This is a genomic window from Inhella gelatinilytica, from assembly GCF_016093295.1.
Taxonomy (GTDB): domain Bacteria; phylum Pseudomonadota; class Gammaproteobacteria; order Burkholderiales; family Burkholderiaceae_C; genus Inhella; species Inhella gelatinilytica.
Window position 1 is genome coordinate 869,976 of the sequence record NZ_JAEDAL010000001.1, and the last position, 23,305, is coordinate 893,280.

The 23,305-nt window shown below is 67.5% G+C and carries 19 protein-coding genes and 1 riboswitch; of the genes, 14 read left to right on the forward strand and 5 right to left on the reverse strand.

Going from position 1 to position 23,305, the window contains the following annotated elements:
* Positions 1 to 7: 7 nt before the first annotated feature.
* Complete coding sequence (locus I7X43_RS04060; RefSeq protein ID WP_198099601.1) at positions 8 to 2,095, reverse strand: sensor histidine kinase; 2,088 nt, start codon at positions 2,093 to 2,095, stop codon at positions 8 to 10.
* Entirely contained in the window at positions 2,092 to 2,787 is a 696-nt protein-coding gene (locus I7X43_RS04065; RefSeq protein ID WP_198099602.1) for a response regulator transcription factor, read from the reverse strand. Before I7X43_RS04065 ends, I7X43_RS04060 begins: the two co-directional genes overlap by 4 nt.
* Before the next feature lie 136 nt (positions 2,788 to 2,923).
* Here I7X43_RS04065 and I7X43_RS04070 point away from each other — a divergent pair, with 136 nt between their 5' ends.
* Positions 2,924 to 4,249 carry an MFS transporter gene (locus tag I7X43_RS04070; protein ID WP_198099603.1) on the forward strand — a complete coding sequence of 442 codons (1,326 nt, stop codon included), beginning with the start codon at positions 2,924 to 2,926 and terminating at the stop codon, positions 4,247 to 4,249.
* A 35-nt stretch (positions 4,250 to 4,284) separates the two neighbouring features.
* On the opposite strand, the gene I7X43_RS04075 is transcribed toward I7X43_RS04070, so the two are convergent.
* Positions 4,285 to 5,139 carry a DUF2071 domain-containing protein gene (locus I7X43_RS04075; RefSeq protein ID WP_198099604.1) on the reverse strand — a complete coding sequence of 285 codons (855 nt, stop codon included), beginning with the start codon at positions 5,137 to 5,139 and terminating at the stop codon, positions 4,285 to 4,287.
* 147 nt (positions 5,140 to 5,286) lie between these two features.
* Here I7X43_RS04075 and I7X43_RS04080 point away from each other — a divergent pair, with 147 nt between their 5' ends.
* From I7X43_RS04080 to I7X43_RS04140, 13 genes are all read left to right on the forward strand, one after another.
* Positions 5,287 to 6,480 carry an SPFH domain-containing protein gene (locus I7X43_RS04080; RefSeq protein ID WP_246480116.1) on the forward strand — a complete coding sequence of 398 codons (1,194 nt, stop codon included), beginning with the start codon at positions 5,287 to 5,289 and terminating at the stop codon, positions 6,478 to 6,480.
* Positions 6,481 to 6,483: 3 nt separating this feature from the next.
* The gene (locus I7X43_RS04085) at positions 6,484 to 8,007 is read left to right on the forward strand and encodes a hypothetical protein (RefSeq protein ID WP_198099606.1); all 1,524 of its coding nucleotides are present in this window, start codon (positions 6,484 to 6,486) and stop codon (positions 8,005 to 8,007) included.
* Between the two features lie 991 nt (positions 8,008 to 8,998).
* A complete protein-coding gene (locus tag I7X43_RS04090; RefSeq protein ID WP_198099607.1) occupies positions 8,999 to 10,864 on the forward strand; it encodes a M3 family oligoendopeptidase in 1,866 nt (621 codons plus the stop codon).
* Between the two features lie 184 nt (positions 10,865 to 11,048).
* Positions 11,049 to 11,552: a DUF1697 domain-containing protein gene (locus I7X43_RS04095; protein ID WP_198099608.1), complete on the forward strand. Its 504-nt coding sequence runs from the start codon at positions 11,049 to 11,051 to the stop codon at positions 11,550 to 11,552.
* Positions 11,553 to 11,631: 79 nt separating this feature from the next.
* The gene (locus tag I7X43_RS04100) at positions 11,632 to 12,333 is read left to right on the forward strand and encodes a helix-turn-helix transcriptional regulator (protein WP_198099609.1); all 702 of its coding nucleotides are present in this window, start codon (positions 11,632 to 11,634) and stop codon (positions 12,331 to 12,333) included.
* Positions 12,330 to 12,890, forward strand: coding sequence for a DUF6036 family nucleotidyltransferase (locus I7X43_RS04105; RefSeq protein ID WP_198099610.1), 561 nt, complete (start codon positions 12,330 to 12,332; stop codon positions 12,888 to 12,890). Before I7X43_RS04100 ends, I7X43_RS04105 begins: the two co-directional genes overlap by 4 nt.
* 525 nt (positions 12,891 to 13,415) lie before the next feature.
* On the forward strand, positions 13,416 to 14,621 hold the full coding sequence (locus tag I7X43_RS04110; RefSeq protein ID WP_198099611.1) for an LTA synthase family protein: 1,206 nt from the start codon (positions 13,416 to 13,418) through the stop codon (positions 14,619 to 14,621).
* Between the two features lie 12 nt (positions 14,622 to 14,633).
* Positions 14,634 to 15,041 carry an alpha/beta hydrolase gene (locus tag I7X43_RS04115; RefSeq protein WP_198099612.1) on the forward strand — a complete coding sequence of 136 codons (408 nt, stop codon included), beginning with the start codon at positions 14,634 to 14,636 and terminating at the stop codon, positions 15,039 to 15,041.
* The gene (locus I7X43_RS04120) at positions 15,038 to 15,493 is read left to right on the forward strand and encodes a hypothetical protein (RefSeq protein ID WP_198099613.1); all 456 of its coding nucleotides are present in this window, start codon (positions 15,038 to 15,040) and stop codon (positions 15,491 to 15,493) included. The genes I7X43_RS04115 and I7X43_RS04120 overlap by 4 nt, the downstream gene beginning before the upstream one ends.
* A gap of 32 nt (positions 15,494 to 15,525) precedes the next feature.
* Positions 15,526 to 15,700, forward strand: a riboswitch (yybP-ykoY riboswitch).
* A gap of 12 nt (positions 15,701 to 15,712) precedes the next feature.
* Positions 15,713 to 16,294 carry a TMEM165/GDT1 family protein gene (locus tag I7X43_RS04125; RefSeq protein WP_198099614.1) on the forward strand — a complete coding sequence of 194 codons (582 nt, stop codon included), beginning with the start codon at positions 15,713 to 15,715 and terminating at the stop codon, positions 16,292 to 16,294.
* Between the two features lie 23 nt (positions 16,295 to 16,317).
* Positions 16,318 to 17,289: a hypothetical protein gene (locus I7X43_RS04130; RefSeq protein ID WP_198099615.1), complete on the forward strand. Its 972-nt coding sequence runs from the start codon at positions 16,318 to 16,320 to the stop codon at positions 17,287 to 17,289.
* Positions 17,290 to 17,371: 82 nt separating this feature from the next.
* On the forward strand, positions 17,372 to 18,826 hold the full coding sequence (locus I7X43_RS04135; RefSeq protein ID WP_198099616.1) for a DUF1800 domain-containing protein: 1,455 nt from the start codon (positions 17,372 to 17,374) through the stop codon (positions 18,824 to 18,826).
* Between the two features lie 12 nt (positions 18,827 to 18,838).
* Entirely contained in the window at positions 18,839 to 20,083 is a 1,245-nt protein-coding gene (locus I7X43_RS04140) for a DUF1501 domain-containing protein (protein ID WP_198099617.1), read from the forward strand.
* A gap of 36 nt (positions 20,084 to 20,119) precedes the next feature.
* On the opposite strand, the gene I7X43_RS04145 is transcribed toward I7X43_RS04140, so the two are convergent.
* Complete coding sequence (locus I7X43_RS04145; protein WP_198099618.1) at positions 20,120 to 22,351, reverse strand: TonB-dependent receptor; 2,232 nt, start codon at positions 22,349 to 22,351, stop codon at positions 20,120 to 20,122.
* A 56-nt stretch (positions 22,352 to 22,407) separates the two neighbouring features.
* Positions 22,408 to 23,199 carry a type 2 periplasmic-binding domain-containing protein gene (locus tag I7X43_RS04150; protein ID WP_198099619.1) on the reverse strand — a complete coding sequence of 264 codons (792 nt, stop codon included), beginning with the start codon at positions 23,197 to 23,199 and terminating at the stop codon, positions 22,408 to 22,410.
* Between the last annotated feature and the right edge of the window lie 106 nt (positions 23,200 to 23,305).

The following is a 23,305-nucleotide window of genomic DNA, read 5'->3' on the forward strand; positions in this document are numbered from 1 at the left end:
CTGCGCTTCACACCCGCGCCAGCCCCAGCGTGAAACAGGGCCCATCGGCCTCGTTGTGCACGCCGATGCGCCCGCCCATCTTGGCCAAATAGCTGCGCGCGACGAAAAGGCCCTGTCCGCGGTGGCTGGGCCCTTCGGCATCGCCCGCGCCCAGTTCAAACAGGGTGGGCAGGCGCTCCGCGTCGATCAGCGGGCCGTGGTTGTGCACAGCCAGCGTGGCCTCCTCCTCTCCGTGCGTCAGGCGCAGCGTGATCGGGCTGCCCGGCGTGCGGTAGCGCTGGGCGTTGGTGAGCACATGCGTGAGCGCGTCTTCCAGCTTCAGCGGGTCGGCCCAGACCCAGAGCGGCTCGGTGGCCCCCTCCGTGTGCACGTCGGCGATGCCGGCATAGGGCGCATTGGCGGCCACCTCGCGCGCAAAGGCGGCAAGGTCGAGGCGCTCGCGCTGGGCGCTGGCGCGATCCAGCGCTTCGCCGACCGAGGCTTGGCCGTACAACAGGTTGAGCGCCGCTTGCATGCGCAGCAGGTAGCGGCGGCTGGGGTCGTCCGCCGCGGCATGCAAGGCCAGCAGCGATTGCAGGGGCGACATGATCTCGTGCCCCACGGCGTGCCACTGTTCATGCGCTTGCTCGGCGCGGCGTTGCTCGCCGCGCAGGTGCTCGCGAGAACGCGCCAACAGCTCGGACAAGGAGCCGGCCAAGATCCCCAATTCGTCACGCCCGCGCAGGTCGGCCACGTCGAGCGCGGGCAGTTCGTCGGGCTGGGCTTGCAGGCTGCGCGTCAGCGCATTGGCGCGCCGCGTGAGCAGCGCCATGCGGCGCAGCAAGCCCAGCTCCACGATCAGCCAGGCCAGGGCAATGGCGCCGGCCAGCAGTGCGAAATACAGCAAATAGCGGGTGGCCGTGGCGGCCAGTTCGCGGTCGAGCGCGCGCAGGTCGCCGGTGAGCCGCAGGTGCAGCCGCCCCTCGCTGGCGAGGAGTTCGCGCTCGGCCTGCAGTGGGCCTTCTAGGCGTGCCGCAGGCAGCCGGCGGATCAGGCGCGTGAGCCAGGGGTAGGCGGGCTCCTCGCCCACGGAAGCGCGCAGCACCGTGGGTGCCGCACCCGCTCGGGTGAGCGTCAGCACCTCGCCCGGGCGCAGCGCGGTGCGCAGGCTGTGCAGGTCGGGCGGGGCGTGGGCGTCGGGCTGCTGGGTGTCCAGCAGGGTCTGACCCTCGGGGCCCAGCAGGCGCAGTTGCACCCGCACGGCGTCCAGATCGGATGGCGGCCAGGGGCCGCTGCGGGCGGTGTCACGCCAGGCGGCCACGGGCACGCGCAGGCTCAAGAGCGCGGGGCAATCAGCCTGCAGTTCGCCCCCGCTGTCGGGCCCACACGCGGGCCGCCACAGCCAGCCGCGGAAGTCGCGGTCGGGGCGCGCCAGAGGCGACAACAGGCCTTGCTCCGTGTCGCCCGCAGGCCGCTCGAATCCGGGCAGCTGACCTTGGGTTCTGTCGCGCAGCTCCAGCGGGGCCAGCCAGGCCTGCACGCCTGCGGTCGAACGCACAGTCAGCTGCACATGGTGCAAGCCGGTCAGGTCACGCTGGCCGCGCCCCCGGCCCCGGAGCTCACCGACCTTGGGCACACGCGCGATGGCGTACACAAAGGCCCCGGCGCTGGCGCGCCGACCCACACCCAGGCACAGGGCCTGGCCGCCGTCCCACTGCGTGGCACAACCGCTGAGCTCCATCACGCGTTCGGCCTTGCTGGCGTCGTCGAAGTCGATGGCCCCGACTGGCAGCCGCAGCGGGGCCCAGCCCTGGGCGTCCGGTGCGGGCGGGCTCGGGTTCAGTAGCGCCAGTTGGCCGCTGGGGTGCCGCAGCCGCTCGGCCAGGACCTCCAGCTGCCCCCGAAACCCGGCCTCATAGGCGTCGCGCTGGCGCTGCTTTTCTTCGGTCAGCAACTGCAGCGCCAGGGCGGCACTGCCGGCCAGCAAGGCCAGGAAGACGGCGCGCAGCAGCACCCGGCGCGCAAAAGCTGCCAAGGGCAGGCGCGGCAGGCGATCCATCACCCCGCCAACCACGTCGCCCACCCTGCCCTCCATGACGCGGGGACGCAGGCTCACCGCGCTGCCCAGCGAAAGCCGCGCATGGGCACGTTCTCCAGGCCCTCAAAGCCGGGGTCGACCTCGCGCAGCGCGTCGCGGATCGTGGCCACGTGCTTGCGCACGTTGTCCTTGCTGCGTCCGGTCTTGACCACCTCAAACAGCTCCTCGTAGCTGACCACCTCGCCGCGCCGCTCCAGCAGGGTCGCCAAGATGCGCTGCGCCGTCAGCGGCAGGTTGAGCTTCTGGCCGCGCCACAGCGGGCTGCGCTGCCACAGCGGGTCCAGCGTCGGCGCATCGTCCGCCGGGGTCGGTGTGGGTTTGCTGGCGCGCAGCAGGGCCAGCACGGTCTCGATAAACTCGGCCTCGTCGAACTGGGTTTTCTGCAAATAGTCCCAGGCGTCCAGGGCCTTCATGATGGAGCGGTACACCGCAGCGGGCATGGCGCTCACCACCAGCACCGGCGTGCCCAGGCCGCGCTTGTTCAGCGCGTTGATCAAGGCGATGCCGGCGTGCCGCTCGCGCCCCAACTCCAGGTCCAGCGTCACCAGGTCGTAGCGCTGGGTGGTCAGCGCCTGCTCGGCCGCCTCGCGGGTTTGAAACGCGTCGATCCGCGCCTCGGGGCGCGCAGCGCGCAACCACTGCTGCAGCTGCTGGCTGGTCGGGCCATCGTCTTCGACGACGGCGATGTGGGGGGCGTGGGGTGCGGTCATGATGGCCGCATTGTGAAAGCCCCTCTGGCCACGGTCAGCGGAAGCTTTCTTCCGCGCGCGGGCCGTGGGGTGCTTGACCTCAAGGGCACTTGAGCTTGTACCGTGCAGCCCCTGTTCCCTTCCATTGACCCCATTCATGCTCCAGCCTGCTTCCGCCACCGCCGCGCCCACCTCGCTCTGGGCCCCCGGCGTGCGTGCCGCCACCGTTGGCGCTCTGGCCCTCGTGTCGATGCTGGCCTTCGAGGCGGTGGCCGTCGCCGCGGCCATGCCGGCCATTGCCACGGCGCTGGACGGTTTGTCGCAATACGCGCTGGCCTTCGGCGGCACGCTGGCCTTGTCGGTCCTGGGCATGGTGTGGGCCGGGCCGGCCTGTGACCGCCATGGCCCCTGGCGTGCGTGCAGCGTGGGCCTGGGGGTGTTCGCGCTCGGGCTGCTGGTGGCTGGGCTGGCGCCGCAGATGGGTTGGCTCAGCGCCGGGCGCGCGGTGCAGGGTTTGGGCGTGGGCATGCTGGCCGTGGCGCTTTATGCCGGCATGGGGCGGGTGCTGCCGGCGGCGCTGCACCCCAAGCTCTTCGCGGCACTGGCGGCCGCCTGGGTGGTGCCAGGGCTGATCGGCCCCTGGGTGGCGGCGCAGATGGTGTCGCTCTGGGGCTGGCGTTCGGTGTTCCTGGGGGTGGCGCTGCTGCTGCTGCCCACGGCCTGGATGCTGTTGCCCGCGCTGCGCCGCGTCCCGGTGCTGCAAGAAGGCGCGCGGGCGGCGGTGGCCCTGCCCTGGGCCGTGGTGGCCGCCCTTTCCGCGCTGGCCCTGCATGGCATGGAGCAGATCGGGCCCTGGGCCTGGCTCGGCCTCTTGGCCTTGGTGCCCGCGGCGGCACGCTTGCTGCCCGCCGGCAGCTTGACGGCCCAGCCCGGCTTACCGGCCGTCATTGCACTGCGCGGCGTGATGGCCGCCTCGTTCTTCAGTGCCGAGGCCTTCATCCCCCTGTTCTTGAATCAAGAAGCGGGCTGGAGCCTGGCCGAAGGGGGTCTCGCCCTCAGCGCGGCCGCGGTGACCTGGAGCACCGGCAGTGCCATCCAGGCCCGCTTGCACGGCGAGCCTGCCCGCCGCACCGGCCTGCGCGTGGGGCTCGCGCTCCTGGTGGCGGGCCAAGCGCTGCTCGCTGGGCCGCTGCTGGCGGGTGGGCCTGCGGGCTGGGTGGTCGTCGGTTGGGCCGTGGCGGGCCTGGGCGTGGGCTTGGCCTGGCCCATGCTGTCGGTGCTGACGCTGGCGCTCTCGGCGCCCGCCGAACAAGGCCGCAACAGCTCGGCGCTGCAGTTGGCCGATGCCCTCACCACCACCGTCGCCCTGGCGGCGGCCGGCGCCTTCTTCGCGCAGCAGCACGCCTATGGCGCGGTGCTGGCTTGGACGGTGGCACTGGCCGCAGTGGGCTTGTGGGTGACGGTGGCGCGGGTGCGCGGCTGAGAAGTGCGCCGTATCGGCGCGCTCACTTCCTTCTGTTACAGCAGTCGTTCGGATAGCGCCTGAAAGTGAACCCGAGGCAGCCTAAATGCGAGCGCAGGGCTGCTGGCCCCGAGTTGATTCAAAAACGGACAGCTCAGTGAATCCGTTTGCAGCCGGAGCGGTTCAATGGATGGCATGTCGACCGGCAGGTCGATGGTCGCCACGGCGGTGCGTTGGATGGACGGTACTGGCGCGACGGCCGCTTCTTGCGTCGCAAGTCGTTCGATCGCCTGTTCCCAAGAGTTCGCAAATGGCCGGAAGGTATCGGGAAGTTCAGGGGCGGCGTGGCGATCAAATTGCGCCGCGAGAGAGGGGGCACTGCCTGTGCCAGGATCGATGCGGAGACCGATGACCTGCTCCTGATCGGTCAGCGAGATCGCTGCGGCCCGATGGGATGGAAGGGCATCGCTGAACAGGCGTGTGCCCAGTGCATAGATCGTGCTGTCCAAGATGTTTTTGACAAACACCACTGTGGGACTCTTTGGCGCACCGGGTAGGGGTGCTTCCAAATAGAGGCGCCAATTGCTCTGCTGTGGTGAAGGACACAACCACCGAAGCGGCCCCAATGCGCGCGGGCCGAAGTGTCCGTGCCGATAGGTCAGTACGGTGAAGGGCGTTAGGCCCTCCCGTTCCCAGAGAACCGCTTCAGGCGGCACAAAGGACCGAACCTGTGTGACGTCCACGAGCCACGTGACGTACACCACGTCCGTCACGTCGCTGGCGAGAACCGGGAAAGGCAATCGACCAAATACCAGCCGGCGCAGACGGGCCCAGCGCACGCTATTGGCGGCGGCGTCTGCAACACATGCCAGAGGACCTTGGAATGGGTGGCGGTAGCGATTGGGGTCCACAGCGACACATTGGGGTTCGAATGGTGGCCATTGTTTCTGTTCCCGCGGAAGGTTTCTTCCGCCCCCCGGAGCACAGCCTCCCGCCGCCGGCATGGCGCGCTCTTGGGGTGTGGCGGAACCATGGCGACACCTCATCAGGAGAACGCCATGAACGACACCACCGCCCCCCTCTCGACCGATGCCCAAGCCCTGAACGCCGCCCGCCGCGAGCGCGTCTGGGGTGCCCTGGGCCAAGCCGCCCAGACGCTTCTGCCCCCGCTGCGCCGCGCGTGGGTGCCGGCCGCCGCCCTGCTGGCGCTGGCGGGTGCGGCCCACTGGGCGGCCAGCCAGATTCACAGCGTGCCGGCGGGGCAAGTGCTGGTGCGCCAGGGCTTGGGCGGCACCCAGGTGCTGCGCGAAGGCCGCGTCTGGATCGTGCCGGCGGTGCACGAGGCCCGCTGGCTGCCGGCGCGGGATCTCTTGTTGCAGCGCGACGCCAAGCGCCCAGTGCAAACCGTGGAAGGCCTGGCCGTGGGCTTGGAGGTGCAGCTGCGTGTGCAACTGGACCCGCAGCGTTACCCGCAACTGGCTCGCGAGCTGCCCGAGGCTTTTGAACGCGAGTTGGTGCAACCCGCACTCGACGCCGTGCTGCTGCCGGTGGTCGCCCAGCGCACGGTGCGTGAACTCTTCTCCAGCCAGCGCCGCGAAATCGAACAGGCGGTGCTGTTGCAACTGCGCCAACGTCTGGCCCAAGATGGCCTGATCCTCAAAGGCCTGTCCTTCGGTGCCCTGACCCTGCCGGAGGACTACCGCCGCGGCATGGAGTCGCTGCTGGCCGAAGGCCTGGCCGCCGAGAAGATGCGCTACACGCTGGAGCTGCGCGAGAAGCAAGTCAAAGAGGGGGCATTGGAGGCCCAGGCCGAGCGCGAGAAGCGCGAAATCGCGGCCGAGGCTAGCGCCCGCGAGCAGGTCATCGCCGCCCGCGCCCAAGAAGAAGCGATGAAGCACGTGCTGCCGTACAAGCAGCGCCAAATCGAGCAGCGCCAACTGGAAGCCGAGGCCGAGCGCCAAGCCCGCGTGCGCCTGGCCGAGGGCGCGGCCCAAGCGCGCCAGATCGAGGCCGAAGGCGAAGCCAAGGCGCGCCAAAAGCTGGCCGACGCCGAGGCCTACCGCGTGAGCGAGATCGGCAAGGTGCAGGCCGAGCAGATGGCGCGCGAAGGCGCCTTGATCAGCAAGCACCCGCTGCTGATCCAAAAGACCCTGGCCGACAAGCTCGGGGACAAGGTGCGCGTCATCGTGGCCCCCCCCGGAACCAAGGGTCAGCTGCTGAGTGGTGTGACTGGCGGTGAGGGCCAGGAGTAAGCCATGCGCAGCCTCACGAACGTCAAAGAAGCCACCCACGTGCTGAGCCTGATGGCCGTGGCCCTGCTGAGCGCCCTGAGTCTGACGCACAGCGCACCCGCCGCCACGCCAACGGCAGCCCCGCTGCCCACGGCCTTGGTGGTGCAAGACGCCACCGCCCTGCGCGCCGCCCCGCGCGAGGCCGCGCCCCTGCACGCCCAGTTGGCGCGCGGCGCGGCGCTGGAGTTGCGCGGCGCCCAGGGCGATTGGTGGCAGGTGTGGGACCACGCGGCCGAGCGCGGCGGCTTTGTGCGGGCCGCCACGCTGCTGCCGCTGCCCAACGGTGCGGCTGCGCTGGAGGGCTTGCGGGCGCAATTGCAACTGGTGCGTCAGCAACCCGGCGCCGAAGGCCTGGGCCTGGGCTTGGCGGCAGCCCTGATTGAACGCGCCGACGGCGATTGGTTGGCCAGCAGCGCCGGGGCTGAGGTGTTGGACACGCTGGGGGAGCTCCAAGCCCGCTTGGCCGAGCGCGCCAACCGCCCGGCGGGCACGCCGGCGCAACAAAGCCAGCTGGCGGCGCAACTGGAGCTGGCCCGCCGCTATGGCTGGGCCCCGCAAGCCCTGGCCCAGCCCGATGGCAGCCAGCGCCTGTGCGCCCAGCCCGAGGCCGACCGCCAACTGCTGGGCCTGAAGGCCGCCAGCCCCACCCAGCGGGCCCATGCCGCGCTGCGCCTGACCGAGGGCGATTGCGTGGAAGCCACCCTGCTGCCCAGCGCCCGCCTGCAACACGACACCTGGCGCGTCGAGGTGCTGGCGCAGGTGGAGGCCAGCGCCCTGCCGCCCCACGTGCGCAACCGCCTCTTGCTGCGCCGCGCCAGCGTGCAGGCCAGCCTGGCCTTTGCGCGCCGCGCCGATACCGCGGCCACCCAGGCGGCAGCCGAGCAAGCCTGGGCCGCGTGGATGGCCCTGGTGCCGGCTGCGTTGAGTGAGGACGACAGCGCCGCCCAGCGCGAGGCGGCCCTGCGCATCGCCCCGCTGCGCTGGGCCTTGCAACCCGAGCCTGCCGAGGGCCTGAGCTGGGGCGCGCTGCGCCTGCGCCGGGTGGCAGGCGAGGCAGGACTAGCCGGGCAGCAATGCGTGGCGCTGCAAACGGCCCAAGGGGAGCGCCTGCGCCGTTGCACCCAGGGCCGCTTCTGGCTCAACAGCGTGCGCCGCAGCCCCGATGGGCAAAGCCTGGTGATGGCAGTGCAGCCGCTGGAGGGTTGGACCGAACTCTGGCGCATCCAAGTGGCGGACGGCAGCGTGCAGGTGTTGCCCCCCGCCGCTGCCCAGCCCGGCCTGGGGGTGGCGGAATGGGCGGGCTGGAGCGGCAGCCAGTTGCTGGTGGCGCGTGAGGCCTGGGCCGAGGGGCGCGCGCTGCGCCGCTTTGAGGTGCTGGGCGCCGACTTGCTCCAGCCGCTGCGCTGGAGCCCCGAGGCCCAGCTGCTCGGCGCCTTTCAGCGTGGCGCGGACCCGGCGTGGAAGGCCGGCAGCCCGCTGGCGCGGTGAAGCCGGTTCTGCGCAAAGGGAGCTGCAAACTCGCGTCATGGGCTGGCAAGGATTTGCAGAGCGCTCGCCCGGCCGCAAGGCACTGCACAGTCGAAAACTGAACGAATGGGTCCGACGGAAGCGGTGAGCGCTGGCCGCACGCGCATCACGCGCCGTCAGTTTGCTTTGCAGCGATTGCTGCCACTGCCATGCGCCTGTGAAGCGGCCACGCCGGCCAGAATCGGCGTGTTCGCCAACGACCTGTTCCGCGAACCGTGTCATTAAGTCCCAGGGCAGTTCGATAACAATGGCCATGGGCTTCTCTTTTTTAGATTGAGTTGATGAGATTCCGTTACCCCACCGTGGCACCTGTTGCCGTCTGCCGCTCACGGCGGCTAGCTCGGGACGGGGAAGTCCCTTTCATTCGGTAGGCGACTTGTGAACAATCGGCACGAGATTCTTCAAGACAAGGATTTCTGGCTCATGCTCGAGTTCGGCATGTCTGGCTGGTTCCCTACTTGCGGAGACAAATCGATGGCCGGGTTTTGGTGCGATGGATTCATCCCAGAGAACGCTAGAGATACGCGCGATGGCATCGAGGTGTCAGGAATTGCTTGGGTTGCGGAGGGCCAGAAGACTCAGCACAAGTGCATGTTTACTGCTTCCATTCCGCAGCGATTGCTCATGAGGCGTCGCTGCGAAGTCACCTTCAGTGATCTGACGCTCGATATTTACCGTAAGGATCTGCGCTTCGCTGTTAGCCCAGCGGGCAAGTCGCCAGACACATCGCTCGCGCGTAGCCGTGACCCATAAAGTGCCAAGCCCTGTTCATAGCGCGTGGCGCGCTCAGCTCAGCCGTTGAACGACGGCTTCCCAGCGAGTCGGTGAACCCAGTCGACCGGCCGCTTCGGATTGCCCCCCGGGTTTGCCCGGGGTGTCCAGCGGCACGGCGGTTGGACTCGGGGACACTGCCGGCCTTTGCCGCACCGCGGCCTTCGCCTTCAACCCCACCATGATTGCCAAACCCCGCGCCCTCGCACTCTCGCTGGCCCTTGCGCTGGCCGCCAGTGTTTCCTTCACCCCCTCGGCTTTGGCTGCGCCGCTGTCCGAGGTGTGGGACCTGAAGCCCATCTTCGCCAGCGATGCCGACTGGGACGCCGCCCGTCAAGCCGTTCAGGCGGACCTGCCCAAACTGCAAGCCCTAAAGGGGACGCTGGGAAAAAACGCCGCGAGCTTGCGCGCGGGCTTGGACCGTTTGAGCCAAGCCGCCCAGGCTTGGGAAAAGGTGCAGGTCTACGCGTACCTGCAGCAAAGCACGGACAACCGCAAGGCCGAGTTCCAGCAGCGCGCGGGCCTGGTGGGTCAGCTGGGGGGGCAGTACGCCGCCGCTGTGGCCTGGGTGGACCCGGAGATTCAAGCCTTGGGCGCCGCCAAGGTGCAGGCCTTCATCAAGGCCGAGCCGGGCCTAAAAAAGCATGCCGAGCGCCTGCGCAATGTGCTGCGCCGTGCGCCCCACACGCTCAGCGCGGAGAGTGAGGCGGCCATCGCCGCCTTGGCCCCGATCCGTGGCGCCACGGGCGATGTGCGCACGCTCTTGGTCAACGCCGACATGCGCTGGCCCGAGATCGTGGTGGACGGCAAAACCGAACGCGTGGACGACACCCGCTACGGCCTCTTGCGCCAACACCCCGACCGGGCGGTGCGCAAGCAGGTGTTTGACAAGTTCTTCGGCGCGCTGGGCCAATACGAGAGCACCTTTGGGGTGACCCTGGCCAACACCGTGCAGGACGGCACGGTGATGGCCCGCCTGCGCAAGCAGCCCAGCGCCGTGGGCGCCAGCGTGGGCCAAGAGGAAGTGCCCGAGGCCGTGTACCGCACCCTGGTGGCCGAGGTGCACAAGGGCCTGCCCACGCTGCACCGCTACTTCAAGCTGCGCCAAAAAATGCTGGGTCTGCCAGACCTGCATTACTACGACATCTACCCGGCCCTGGTCGAGCAGAAGAAAACCTACAGCCTGGATGAAGCGGCCCGGCTGACTTTCGAGGCCACCCAGCCGCTGGGCCCGGACTACCAGCGCCTGCTCAAGGCGGCGCTGGGTGCCAACACCATGCACGCGAAGCCGGCCGAGGGCAAGAGCGGCGGGGCGTATCAGTGGGGTGTGTATGGCAAGACGCCCTACGTCTTCCTGAACCACCAGGACGACTTCGAGTCGGTGAGCACCTTTGCCCACGAGTGGGGCCATGGCATTCACACCGCGCTGGTGAACGAAGGCCAGCCGTACGAGACGGCTAACTACGCGCTCTTTGTGGCCGAGATCGCCTCCACCGCTAACGAGCTGCTGCTCTCGCAGCACATGCAGCGGCAAGCCAAAACCAAAGAAGAAAAGCTCTACCAACTGGGCTACGCGCTGGAGCGTCTGCGCGGCACCTTCTTCCGCCAGGCCATGTTTGGCGAGTTCGAACTGCAGACGCACGATGCGGCGGCGCGCGGTGAGGCGCTGAACGGCAAGCGCTTCACCGAGCTGTATTGCAAGCTGCTCAAGCAGTACCACGGTGACGCCGAGGGGGTGATGAAGATCGACCCGGCCTACTGCCAGGAGTGGGCCTTCATCCCGCACTTCTACCGGCCGTTCTACGTCTACCAGTACGCCACCTCCATCACGGCTGCACTGCACTTCGCCGAGCGCGTGCAGGCCGACCCGAGTGGGGCCAGCGCCAAGGTCTTCCTGGACACGCTGCGCCTGGGTTCGTCCGTGCCCCCGTACGAGGCTTTGAAGCGCGCCGGCCTGGACATGGCCAGCCCCGCGCCCTACCAAACCCTGGTGGCGAAGATGAACAGCATCATGGACGAGATGGAAGTTCTGCTCGCCGCGAAATGACCCACCCCCGAAGCGCCTTCGGCGCCTCCTTGCAGGCCGCATCGAGCCAGAGCCTCGATTCCTCGGATCGGCACATACGGCCCACAGGGCCATTTGTGTCCGACCTCGGCCCCTCAAGGGGGCGCCGCCAGCGGCCCGGCAAAGCCGGTTCCGCGGCGTCTGCTTGATCAGACTCCTTCGCACAGTGGCTACTCATATCGCCTTCTTGCGGGCCGTCAACGTCGGCGGCACGGGCAAGCTGGCCATGGCCGATCTCAAGGCCTTGGCCAGCGAGCTGGGGTTTCAAAGCCCGCGCACCTACATTGCCAGCGGTAACCTGGTGTTTGAGTCGTCGCTGGCGCCGGACGAGGCGAAAGCGCAGCTGCATGCCGGCTTGGCCCGCCTGATGGGCCAGCCCGTGGGGGTGCTGATGCGCAGCGCCACCGAGCTGCGGGAGTTGCTCGCCCGCAACCCCTTTCCCACCGCCGAGGGCAACCGCCTGCTCGTCACCCTGCTGCCCGATGCCCCCACGCAAGCGCTGGTGGCCAAGGGGCAGCAGGACGAAGCCTGGCAGCTCCTGGGCCGCGAGCTCTGGGTGCACTACCCCAGTGGCCAAGGCCGCTCCAAATTGCGCATCGCCGAGGCTGAAGCCGGTACGGCGCGCAACTTGAATACGCTGCGGGCGGTGTTGGCGTTGGCGCAGGGGTGAGTCTCTGGGTTGGATATGGCTTGATCAATTGGTCATCTATTTGACCAAAAGGTCTTTATTTGGTTAAAAATATGACCAAATGATCGACCTGGAAATCACCCCAGTTCTAGAGCGCCAGTTGTTGCTGCAACTGGGCGACCGGCTCAAGCGTCTGAGAAAGGCGCAAGGGTTCGGCACGGTCGAGATGGCCGCACGTGTGGGCATCACCCGCAACACCCTGCGAGCCGTCGAGTCGGGGGATCCCGGGCCTTCCATCGGGACCTATCTGCGCGTCATGTCGGTGCTGGGCATTGGGGGCGATTTGGCTCTCTTGGCTGGGGACACGCTACAAGCGCCGCCCCCGGGTTCGGCTGCTGCGCGCTCGCATCGTGCGGCCCCCGTGGTGCAGGTGCGGGTCTCGGCCGAAACGGCGAATCACAAGCTGCAAGATCTGCAGAGCCTCGCCTTGCATGAGGAAGCGGTGCGGCAGGTCAAGTCGGACCCGGCCCTGGTGCTGCGCGCGCAGGAGACCCTGAAGCGTTGGCTCGCCACAGGCGATGTGCGCTCCGTCAGCCTGTGGCGAGAGTGGCAAAACATTCTCACCACGGGCACCTGGCGCAAGGTGCTGGGTCGAACGCGACATGCCCAGCACCTGCGCCAATCTTCACCGCTGGTCACCCTCCTGCCCGAAGAGGCTCGCCAGCGCATCTTGAAGCAAGTTCGAGACCTCAAAACTGGCATCGTGATCGAGGGCACGCACAGCGCTCGGCCTGAGGCGGGCGCCATGCAGGAGGCGCCATGACGCGGGAAGAGCTTGAACACATCATTCGGGCCAGCAGCGACGTCACGGATCAATACGAGTTTGTGATCGTCGGTAGCCAGTCCCTGCTGGGCGCTGTACCCCATCCTGAGCCGGTGTTCACGGTGTCCATGGAAGCGGACATCTATCCGCTGCAGGCGCCCGAATTGGCAGACAAGATCGATGGCGCGATCGGTGAGGGGTCGCAGTTCCACGAGACCTACGGCTATTACGCCCAGGGTGTGGGGCCTGACACGGCCCTTTTGCCCAGCACTTGGATGCAGCGCGTGCACCGGATCCAGAACGCCAACACCAACGATCGGGTCGGGTACTGCCTGGATGTGCTGGACCTGTTTTTGGCCAAGGCAGCTGCGGGGCGGGAGAAGGACCGTGAGTTCTGCATGGCCTTGTTCGAATATGGCCACCTCACGCCTGCGCGTGTGTTGGAACTGGTGCCCCTCATGCCACTCGACGACCACCAGCAACGCGCCTTGCGCGCCGTGATCCGGCGCTGGGCCAAGGCCGTGCGAGATGCCGGTCACGATGTGCCCGAGGGTTAGGGCGGGGGCTGCGAAACCCTTCTTTGCATCCCCGCAACCCACCCTGGACGCCGCCGTGCGAAGCTCCCCCCATGCTGAACCGCCGCACCCTGCTGGCCCTGGCTTGACGCAAGCGCGTTGCGATTGACCGAAGCTTCCATGCGCAACACGGGCTCACCGCTGTTGCACAGTTCTTCACACAAGCACAAACGCGAGTAACAGAGGCATTTGAGACTGCAAGGCGAATTCACTGCTTGATGCGTTGTTTTGCCCTCAGCTAAGCCTTTTTTGAACGTCGGAAGCGCGACGGCGCAGACGGCTGCAGTTTGTGCGACGGTGGGTTTGATCGCCACCGGCTTCTTCTTGCGCAAATACTTCGGCCCGGTCTCTTGGCCCCAGGTCATGTACCACCTTCAATACGGTGGGCTCGACTACGCAGATCCGCACCTGCTCTCTCGGGCTGCTCGCTACGCAGCAGGGGTTGTGCTTGTGAGTGCTGCGCTGTGTTGGATGCTGGTCCGACTGCCACGCTTATGGAGGGTCGTAATGTGGGGAACGCTGCTGGCCGGCGCGGCGTTTTCGGTAGCGGCCACCGTGGACGATCCCTGTGAGTCAGCCTCTACCGACTTTGTGGGGCAGCAATATGTCGACCCTCGAAGGCAAGACTTTCAGCAGGTTGGCCCTGCACCGGATCTGCTCTTGGTCTTTATGGAATCGATGGACGATCGATTGGTGCAATCGCAGTGGATGCCCGAATTGAGTCAATTGCGAACCCGTGGAACACAGTACGGTCACCTCAAAACCCTGCAAGGTGCGAACTGGACCATGGGGGGCATTTTCAGCGCCCTTTGCGGATTGCCCTTGCAGTCGGTAGGGGTTGTGGGGCACAACGCCTTTGAATACGCCACCCACTTCTTTGATGGCGGCCATTGCTTGACCGATGTGTTGGCGCAAAAGGGCTGGGAGCTGAGTTTCTACGGCGGCGCTTCTCTGAAATTTGCTGGGAAGGGTCAGTTCCTTGCAGCGCATGGAGTCAAGCGGCGTTTTGGGCGCGAGGAGTGGGAGGCTCGAGGTGTTTCCATGCCCGCGCAAGGCTGGGGCGTCTTGGATGCGGAGTTGGTGGAGAGCGCCTGGCAGGACATGCAGCGTCCCCGGAAGGACCCGGCGACGCCTCAAGCGTCCATCGTGCTGACAGTGAACACCCACGGACCTTCCGGGACAACCGATGTGGGCTGCGGCCAATCCGCGGAAACTGCGCTCAAGCGCGACGACCTGTATCGGGCGGCGCTGGCTTGTACCGATACAGCCGTTGCTCAATTGGTCCGCCGGTTTCTCCAGCAGACGAATGGCCGGCCCAAGTTGGTCTGGCTGATGGGGGATCACATGGCGCCGTTACCTCTCTTGTTTGATGGCGATCTCGACCAGGCTCAGCAGCGGGACTTGTTCCACGTGCTGCTGCAGGCAGAGGGTGATGGCACGATTCGCAAGCCAGCAGATCGCCCGGTTCCAGAGCGTCAAATTAGCCACTTGGATCTCCTGCCGACGCTGGTCCAAGCCTTGGGTCTGACCTGGGGTGCAGATGCTTACAGGCTGGGGATGGGCGTATCTCTCCTTCAGCCCGATCGAGCCCAGCCAACTTTGCTTGAGCGCGAAGGGCTTGATCGAATGAACCGACAGTTGGTCTGCCCTTCGCCACGATTTATGGAGCTTTGGTTTGCGAGGCAGCAGCCAGATGGGTTTGTCGAATCCTGAAAGGAAGAGGCCATGCTGAACCGCCGCACCCTGCTGGCCCTGACGCCGGCCTTCGCCGCTTCATCCCTGGGGGCCCAGGTCCCGCGCGAACGCGTGGCGCCGCTGCGGCGGACGTTCCCCGATCCCGGTTCGATCCATTGGGCTTGGACGGATGACACCCGCCAACGAACGCTGCCGTTGCGGTTGTGGCGGCCAGAGGCGGCAGAGCCCGTCCCGCTGGTGCTGTTCAGCCACGGCTTGGGGGGGTCGGTGGAGGCGGGTCGGCTGTGGGCGCAGGCCTGGGCGGCGGCGGGCATCGCCACCTTGAACCTGCAGCATCCCGGCAGCGACACCACGGTTGCCCGCGAAGGAGGCATGGCGCTGCGCCGGGCCGCCAACTTGGAGCAACTGCTGGCCCGGGGCGCCGGGCGCCCCAGATGAGCGATCCCCGCGTGCGGGCCTTTGCAGCCTTCAGTCCCTCGCCGGGTGACGAGCGTTTGGGCCCTCGCCCGGCTGCCTTTTCAGACCTTTGGCGTCCGCTGCTGTGCCTCACGGGGAGCTTGGACACCGACCCGCTGAACCCGGGCAGCCCCCGGGGCCAGTCGGGCGCTTGGCGACGTGCGGTGTATGACGCGGTTCCGAGCGGTGACAAGGCCGAACTGTGGCTGGACGGGGCCGACCACATGAGCTTTGGCGGCAACCCCATCACCGGTCCCTGGGCGGCCCGCCGCCCAGCCACGGCGGTCCAGCAGGCGGACCGTCACCATGCCCTCATCTCGACGGTCAGCGCCGACTGGTGGCGTGCGCAGTTGATGGATGACGCTGCGGCCCGTGTGCGGCTGTCCGCACCGCCAGCGGGTTTGGGTCCGCAAGACGAATGGCGCCGCGGCTGAGCCCCGTGGCCCATCTGGCTACACTGACGCCGCAACCCGTCATGGGGGAGTAGCCGCCCTGCGCCGCAGGGGCTTGCGTCAACACACTGGGTTCGATGGGCCCTGGCGCAAGCGAGGGATGTTGAGTCCCTGTCTGGCAAGACCTTTGACCGGGCGCTTCCGCCGTGGGCCGGGAGGCGCTCGGGTCATTGGCAGCCGCCGGCCCTTGGAGTGAACACTGTGGAAGCTTTCTGGGTCTCAACCGGCGTCGTCGCGCTCGGCGAAATGGGCGACAAGACGCAGCTCTTGGCCATGATGCTGGCCGCGCGCTTTCGCAAGCCCTGGGCCATCGTGGCGGGCATCTTTGTGGCCACCGTGGCCAACCATGCCCTGGCCGGGGCCGTGGGCAGCTGGGTGGCGGCGCTCTTGGGGCCGGATTGGCTGCGGCGCGTCATTGCCGTCTCGTTTCTGGCCATGGCCGTCTGGATGCTGATCCCCGACCGGCTGGACGACGACGAGGCCGAGGGCAGCAAACGCCGCCTGGGCGTGTTCGCCACCACGGTGGTGGCCTTCTTTCTGGCCGAGATGGGCGACAAGACCCAGATCGCCACCGTGGCCTTGGCGGCCCGTTACCCCGACCTGGTGGCGGTGGTGATGGGCACCACGCTGGGCATGATGCTGGCCAATGTACCCGCCGTGTTCGTGGGCGACCGCCTCTCCCGCCGCATTCCCATGACCCTGGTGCATGGCCTCAGCGCTGCCTTGTTTGCGCTGCTGGCGGTGCTGACGTGGTTCAACGTGGGCAAACTGATCGACGGGTAGTTCTCGGGGACAAGACTTAAATCATGACCAATCGGACGACGTTCTATGGGCTGATTGCAATGGGGGCTTTGTCCCTTCTCGCTTACTTTTGGTTTTATCCAGCAGAGCCTCAGCTGACCCAGGCGCCTGCTACGCCTCAGCCTGCTGCCATGGAAATGACTTGGCAGGCAGTCCGCGCCGATGACGCCCCGTCAACGGCGGCGCCTACCGGACAAATCGCCGAGCAAAGTGCCGCACGCAAGATCTTCAAGAAGTACATCGATCGTAGCGAGAGCTTTCCAGCGCTGCTGCACCATGCCATTTGGAGCAAAGACCCGTTGGAGCTCGAAGTGGCCAAGCTTTACTTGGAATCGTGTGGAAGCCTGCCGGCTAGTGCGACGCAGGGCCAGCTAGATAAAGGTCAGGCGCGCTTGGCTGGTGTAGATCCGACGACGAAGGTCGGTCGCGCAAGAGACCGCTTTGTCGCTTTCTGTGCGCACATGGTCGGTCCAATTACGGGTCTTGACCGCAACTTGATTCACTCCTTTTTCGCTGCCCGGCACGCTGTTTTTGGCGAGAACGGGGCCATGCACGCCAACCTGGGAAGCACGGCTGCGGCCGTCCGTGATGCGGCGCAACAAAAGAGTTCGCCACTTCTGATGAGTCGCCTCAGTGGCGGCACCATCGAAGAACAGAACCAATTCATGGCCGAGTCGGGCTTGTTGTCTCTGGAGGAGCAGAAGAAATGGCCCATCGCCTACGGTGCCATCAGCAGTGCACTGGCCGATGCAGCCTGTCGTCGCTGGGGGGATTGTGACGAGGAGGCGCGGCAGATGGGTGTTTGTCGGTCCACAGGGTTGTGCGGCGACGAGCCCCTTGCCGCCAAGCTTGCAAGATCCTATGAGCAAGATAAAGGCCTGGGTCCGAAATTCGGCTTCAAGGGCAGCCTGCCCGATTGGCAGGAATTCGTTTCACGCAGCGAGCGATTTCTGGACAAACTCGGTGGTGGTGGCTGAGCGCCCCGTCGCCAAGCGGTCTTTTAAGTTCTTTGCATTCCAGCAAGGCGGGTGGCGTCGCGGGGCTGGCATGCTGAACCCCATGAAACGACGCTCACTCCTTTGGAGCCCCGCGCTGCTGGGCGCAACTGTGCTGCCCGGTTGGGCGAACGGGGCTGTGGCGGGTTCAGGTTCCGCAGCCGAAGCCCTGCACGCCTGCAACCGCTTGGGCTTTGGTCCACGCCCTGGCGACCTGAACCGGGGCCCGGGCTGGGCCGAGGCGCTGGAGCAGCAGCTGGCGGGCCCCGAGGTGCCGGCCGCGCTGCAGGCGCGCCTAGCGGCGATTGAGGCCCGGCAGGCGCCGCTGGGCGAGCGCATCGAGGCGTACCGCGTGGCGCAGCAGCGCGACCCGGGGGAGAACAACGCCGAGCGCCGGGCGCTGGTGGTGCAGGCACAGCGCGATGCGGTGGAGGCCCGGCTGGTGCGCGCGCTGGAGAGCCCGCGCCAGCTCGAAGAGCGGCTGGTGGCCTTTTGGTTCAACCACTTCAACGTGTTCCAGGACAAGGGCCTGTGCCGCATGATGGTGGCGGACTACGAAGCCCGTGCGATTCGTCCGCACGTGTGGGGCCGCTTCCGGGATCTGCTCGGCGCCGTGGCTCAGCACCCGGCCATGTTGTTCTACCTGGACAACTATCTCTCCACGCGCGCGGGCTTCCAGGGGCCGGGCGGTGGCGGCCGTCGCGGGGGGCTGAACGAGAACTACGCCCGCGAGCTGATGGAGCTGCACACGCTGGGCGTGGACGCGGGCTACAGCCAGCGCGATGTCACCGAGCTGGCGCGCGTGCTCACGGGCTGGACCTTTGTGCCGCGCCAGGGGCGCTTTGTGTTTGACGCGCGGCGCCATGATGCCGAGCCCAAGACCTGGTTGGGCGAGCGCGTTCCGGGCCGTGGCCAGGCTCAGGGCGAGTGGGTGCTGGACCAACTGGCGCGCCACCCGCGCACGGCGCAGCGCCTGGCCTTCAAGCTGGCGCAGTTCTTTGTGGCGGACGACCCCCCGGCGGACCTGGTGCAGGCCACGGCCCAGGCCTATTTGCGCAGCGAGGGCGATTTGCGCGTGACGGTTACGACGCTCCTGCAGCACCCCGCCGCCAGCGACCCGGCGCAGTTCGGTGGGCAGTTCAAGACACCGCAGCATTGGTTGCTGTCAATGCTGCGCGCCACGGGAGCGACGGCGGCGTCGATCGGGGAGGGGCCCAACGCCTGGCAGCCGTTCCTGCAAGCCCTGCGCCAGCTGGGTCAGCCGCTGTTTGGGTGCATCACGCCAGATGGCTACAAGGCCACCCGTGCGGCCTGGCTGGACCCGGAAGCCCTGGCACGCCGAGCCGAGTTGGCGGCCCGGTACTGCCAGCGCGCGCAATTGGGGGCCGATGCGGCCAGCGCGCTGCTCGACACCCTGGGCCCCGCTCTGGGCCCGGCCACGCGAGCGGCGGTGGTCAAGGCCCCCGCCCCGTTGCAGGCCGCGCTGGTTTTGGGGTCCCCCGATTTTCAGAACGCTTAAGAGGACACGGCCATGGCATTGACACGACGGGATTGGCTGGGAGCCGGCTTCGCGGCCTGCAGCCTGGGGGCGGGGTTCGCGCCGGCCCGGGCCGGGACCGCTTCCCCGCGCTGGGTGGTTGTGCTGCTGCGGGGTGCCGTGGATGGGCTCTCGGTCTGCGCCCCTTATGGCGACCCGCATTACGCGGCCGATCGCCCCAGCATTGCCCTGCCCGCACCGGGTCAGGACCAAGGGCTGATCGACTTGGACGGACGCTTTGGCCTGCACCCGGCCCTGGCGCCGCTGGCCCCCCTGTGGGCCCAAGGCGAGCTGGGTTTTGTGCACGCCTGTGGGGCGCCCACCAGCAGCCGCAGCCACTTTGAGGCGCAGGACGAATTGGAGGCTGGAACGCCCGGGGTCAAAACCACGGCCACCGGCTGGATGGCGCGCTTGATGGGCGATGCCGGGCGCGTGCGGGCGGTCTACACCGCGCCGGCCCGCCCCAAGTTGTTGACCGGCGGGGCGGGTGCCGTGGCCGCGTTGCCAGGCCCGCGGCCGGCGTCCCAGCCCGCAGCGGGCAACCCGCGCGCCCAGACCCTGCGCGAGGGGCTGGACCTTCTCTACGCGCAAGACCCCCGCTACGCCCAGGCCTGGGCTGAAGCCCGTCAAGGGCGCGAGCAGGTGAACGCCGCGCTGGAGGCCGGCATGGGCGGCATGAACGCGATGGCGGCCGAGATGCAGGCCGCCGACCGCGGCGCCCCGGGTGCGGGCACCTTCCCGGCCACGGCACGGCGGCTGGCCCAGGTGATGCGGGCCGATGCCTCGGTGCAGTTCGCCGTGGCGGAGTTGGGCGGCTGGGACACTCACGCCCGCCAAGGCGCGGCGCAAGGGGCCTTGGCCGGTCGGTTGGGGGCGCTGGCGGAGGGCTTGGCGGTGCTGGCGCGGGAGCTGGGCCCGCTGTGGCGCGACACCGTGGTGACGGTGGTCAGCGAATTCGGCCGCACGGTGCGCGAGAACGGCACCGGCGGCACGGACCACGGCCACGGCAATGCGCTGTGGCTGCTTGGGGGGGCGGTGCAGGGTGGACGCGTCGGGGGCGAGTGGCCGGGCCTGGAGCCCAGCGCCCGCTTTGAGGGGCGGGACTTGGCCATCACCACCGACTACCGCGCCGTGATGGCCGGCGTGGCGGCCCGCCACTTGGGCCTGGCCGACGCGCGCCTGACGGCGCTCTTCCCGGGCTACCGCGGCCCGGTTCAAACCGCGTGGGTGCGCGGCTGAACCGGGTGCGATCCCCGCGCCTTTAGAACTGCGCCTTTAGAACTGCGCCTTGAAGGCCACGCCGTAGGAGCGCGGCTCGTTCACAAAGCCGGTCAGGTTGTTGAAGTCAATGCCACCGGTGGCACGGATCTGGTTCGTGAGGTTGCGCACGTAGCCCGCCACCTCGTACTTGCCGTCGTTCCACAGGTAGCCCACGCGCAGGCCGCCCTCGGTCAGGGCCTTGCCGGTGTACTCCTTCGCCTCGTAGAGGAAGAAGTTGATCTTGGAGCGGTAGGCCCAATCGGTGTAGACGTAGATCTCATCCCCGTTGTCCAGCGGGAAGCTCCAGCGGGCCGTCATGTTGACGGTCCACTTGGGGGCCTGCGGCAGCGGATTGCCGTTGATGCCCACGGTGGGCGCGAACTTGAATTGCGCCGGGTTGGCGGGCACCAGGATCGGGTCCACCAAGGTGCAGCCCGAGCCGCAGGCATCGACCTTGAGGTTGGGGTCGTTGAACTTCGTGTTGTTCAGCGAGACCCCGGCGGTGATCAGCAGGTCCGGGGTGGGCAGCAAGTCCAGGTTGAGCTCAAAGCCGGAACCGTTGGTTTTGGAGGCATTGATCAAGCGGTTGGCATTGGCCCCGCCGCCCACGGCCGTGAGTTGCTGGTTGGTGACCTCGTAGCGGAACAGCGAGGCCGACAGCCGCGCCTTGCGGTTCCAGAAGTCGCCCTTCAGGCCCACCTCAAAGGACTTGACGTCCTCGGGCTTGGCCTGGCTCTGCGGTGCGAAGGCCGAGGCCGGCTGGATCGAACTGGCGCGGAAGCCTGTGGCGTAGCGGGTGTAGAGGTTGACGCCCTTGTCCAGCGCGTAGGTGGCGGAGGCGTCCCAGTTCCACTTGCTGTCGTCCGTGTGGGCGCTGGTGCCGGCGCTGGTGTCCACCGGGCCGGTGGTGGAAAGGTCCTTCTTGTCCTGCGTGTACCGCAGGCCCCCGCGCAGCTTGAAGCTGCTGCTGACGTCGTAGTTCAGCGCGCCGAAGACCGCTTGGGCCTTGTTGGTTTGCTCGGTGCGCGACGTGGTGTTCGGCTGGTGGGTGAAGGCGTTGTAGTCGATGGATTCGACACGGAATTTTTCGTCGAACAGGTAGACCCCCGCCTGCCAGCGCATCGGGCCCGCGGCGCTGGACTCCAGGCGAACCTCCTGCGACAGCTGGCGGTGCCCTGAGATCCCATCCGAGGTTTCGACCGGGAAGGGGATGAAACCAGGGCCCATGGGGCGGGCGAAATCCGCTCCATACCCGCCGTCAATGTCCCCTCGCGAGAAGGGCTTGATCGACTCGTAGCCGGTGATGGAATAGACGTTTAAACCGGGCAGCGCCCATTTCAGCCGCGCGCTGCCGCCGGTCTGTTTGATGGTTTGCTCGTTGACGCCATCAAAGCTGGCCTTGTTGATGTCGAAGTCGTCCACCAAGTCGCTGGTGCCGGGCTTCATGATGTTGGCGCGAAAGAGGCGCGGGCTGCCGTCCAGGTCGCGATGGTGCAGGTTGAAGAGCGCGCTGAACTGCTTGTGCGGCTCGTAGAGCACCTGGGCGCGCAGGCCGATGTCGGTGTAGCCCTCGGTCTTGGGCGTGACGGCGTTGGCGAAGGTGTTGGTCACCCAGTCTTTGCGGCGCTGCACCTGCCCCGAGAGGCGGGCTGCCCAGTCACCCTCCAGCGGCAGGTTGGCCGCCGCCTCCAGGTTCAGCATGCCTTGCGAGCCGGCGCTCACCGACACATAGCCATCTTTCTTGTGGCTGGGGCGGACCGACTCGAACTTCACCACCCCGGCGGGCGTGTTGCGCCCGAACAAAGTGCCCTGGGGGCCGGCAATCACTTCCACGTTGCTCACATCGAAGACCGGAAAGCCCTTGAGGATGGGGTTCTCCTGAATCACATCGTCGTACACCAACGAGACCGGCTGTGAGGCGTTCAGGCGGAAGTCGGTGTTGCCGTACCCGCGGATGTAAAAGCGCGGAAAAGCCCGCCCGTAGCTGGACTCGATGTTCAGGCTGGGCACGCGGCCCGACAAAAACCGCACGTCCTGCCCGCCCGAGGCCAGCACATCCAGCTTCTCCCCGCTGATCTTGGCCACTGCGTTGGGCACGTCGCGGATGTTTTCCACGCGCCGCTCGGCGGTGATGACCACGGTTTCCAGCTGGGTCTTGTCCTTCTTCTCGTCGGTGGACGCCTGCTGGGCGAAGGCCGGCAGGACGGCCGCCAGGGCCAAGGTCAGGACGGTGGGGCGGTGAATCATGGGGCGCTCCGGAATTTTTGGGGAGCGCCAACTCTAGCCAGCCTGTTCCGGCCTGACTATCCGCAAGCCGACGGTGTGTGGCGATGAGGCTGCGCCAACTCGCACAGGCGCAGCCAGAAGGCCTCGACAAAGGCCGGGTGCTGGGCGTAGAAGGCCGCATTCGCGGGGGCGAAATACAGCGAACGCCAGAGCGGCGGTCCCACGGGGGCCACCCTCGGTTCGGCTTGCAAATCGGCGGGGCTGAGGGTCAGCTCCGGGGCAAGCAGCGCGGCCACCCGGCCCTGGCGCAGCTTTTTCAAATTGGCGCTGTAGTTCAGCCCGACATCCAGGGGCCACTGGCGCGCACGGGCCAAGTTCTCGTCGATGGCGCCCCCCACCACCCCCACGGTGGCCGTCGGGGGTGTGAGGGCGCGCCCATCCCACTGGGCGGCGGGGGCCTGCTGCAGCACGAACAGGTGCACATTGACTTCACCGAGGAGCCGCAATTCGTTCAAGGCGCCTGACGGCGTGAGCGGAAAGCGCATCGTCCGCGCCCGCTCTGGCGTGTGGGCGAACCCCATCACGAAGTGCAGAGCCCCGGTTTCCACATCCAAAGCCAGACGCCGCACCGGCGCGCGACTGAGTCGCGCTCCCTGGCACTTGAAGTCCTGCAGCGCTTGTTGGGTCCACTCCACGAGCAGGCCGGCCGGCTGCGCGAAAGAAGCGCCAACCCCCAGCAGATAGGGCGGCGAATCCTTTTCGTTGAAGCCGATGCGGAGGTCCGGGGGGCAAGGTTGGGCTGCCACCGGCAGGAGGAGCCCGATCAAGCTCAGGCAGAGAACCCATCCGTGTCGGAACCGCAAGCGCATCAGGACTCTCCGCGGCCCCGGGGCGGGGTCAGCCATGACGAGACATTGTGAGAGCAAGGGCGAGGCTTGTCTTGCCCCCGACAATCCCTGAGCCCATCCGCCCCGC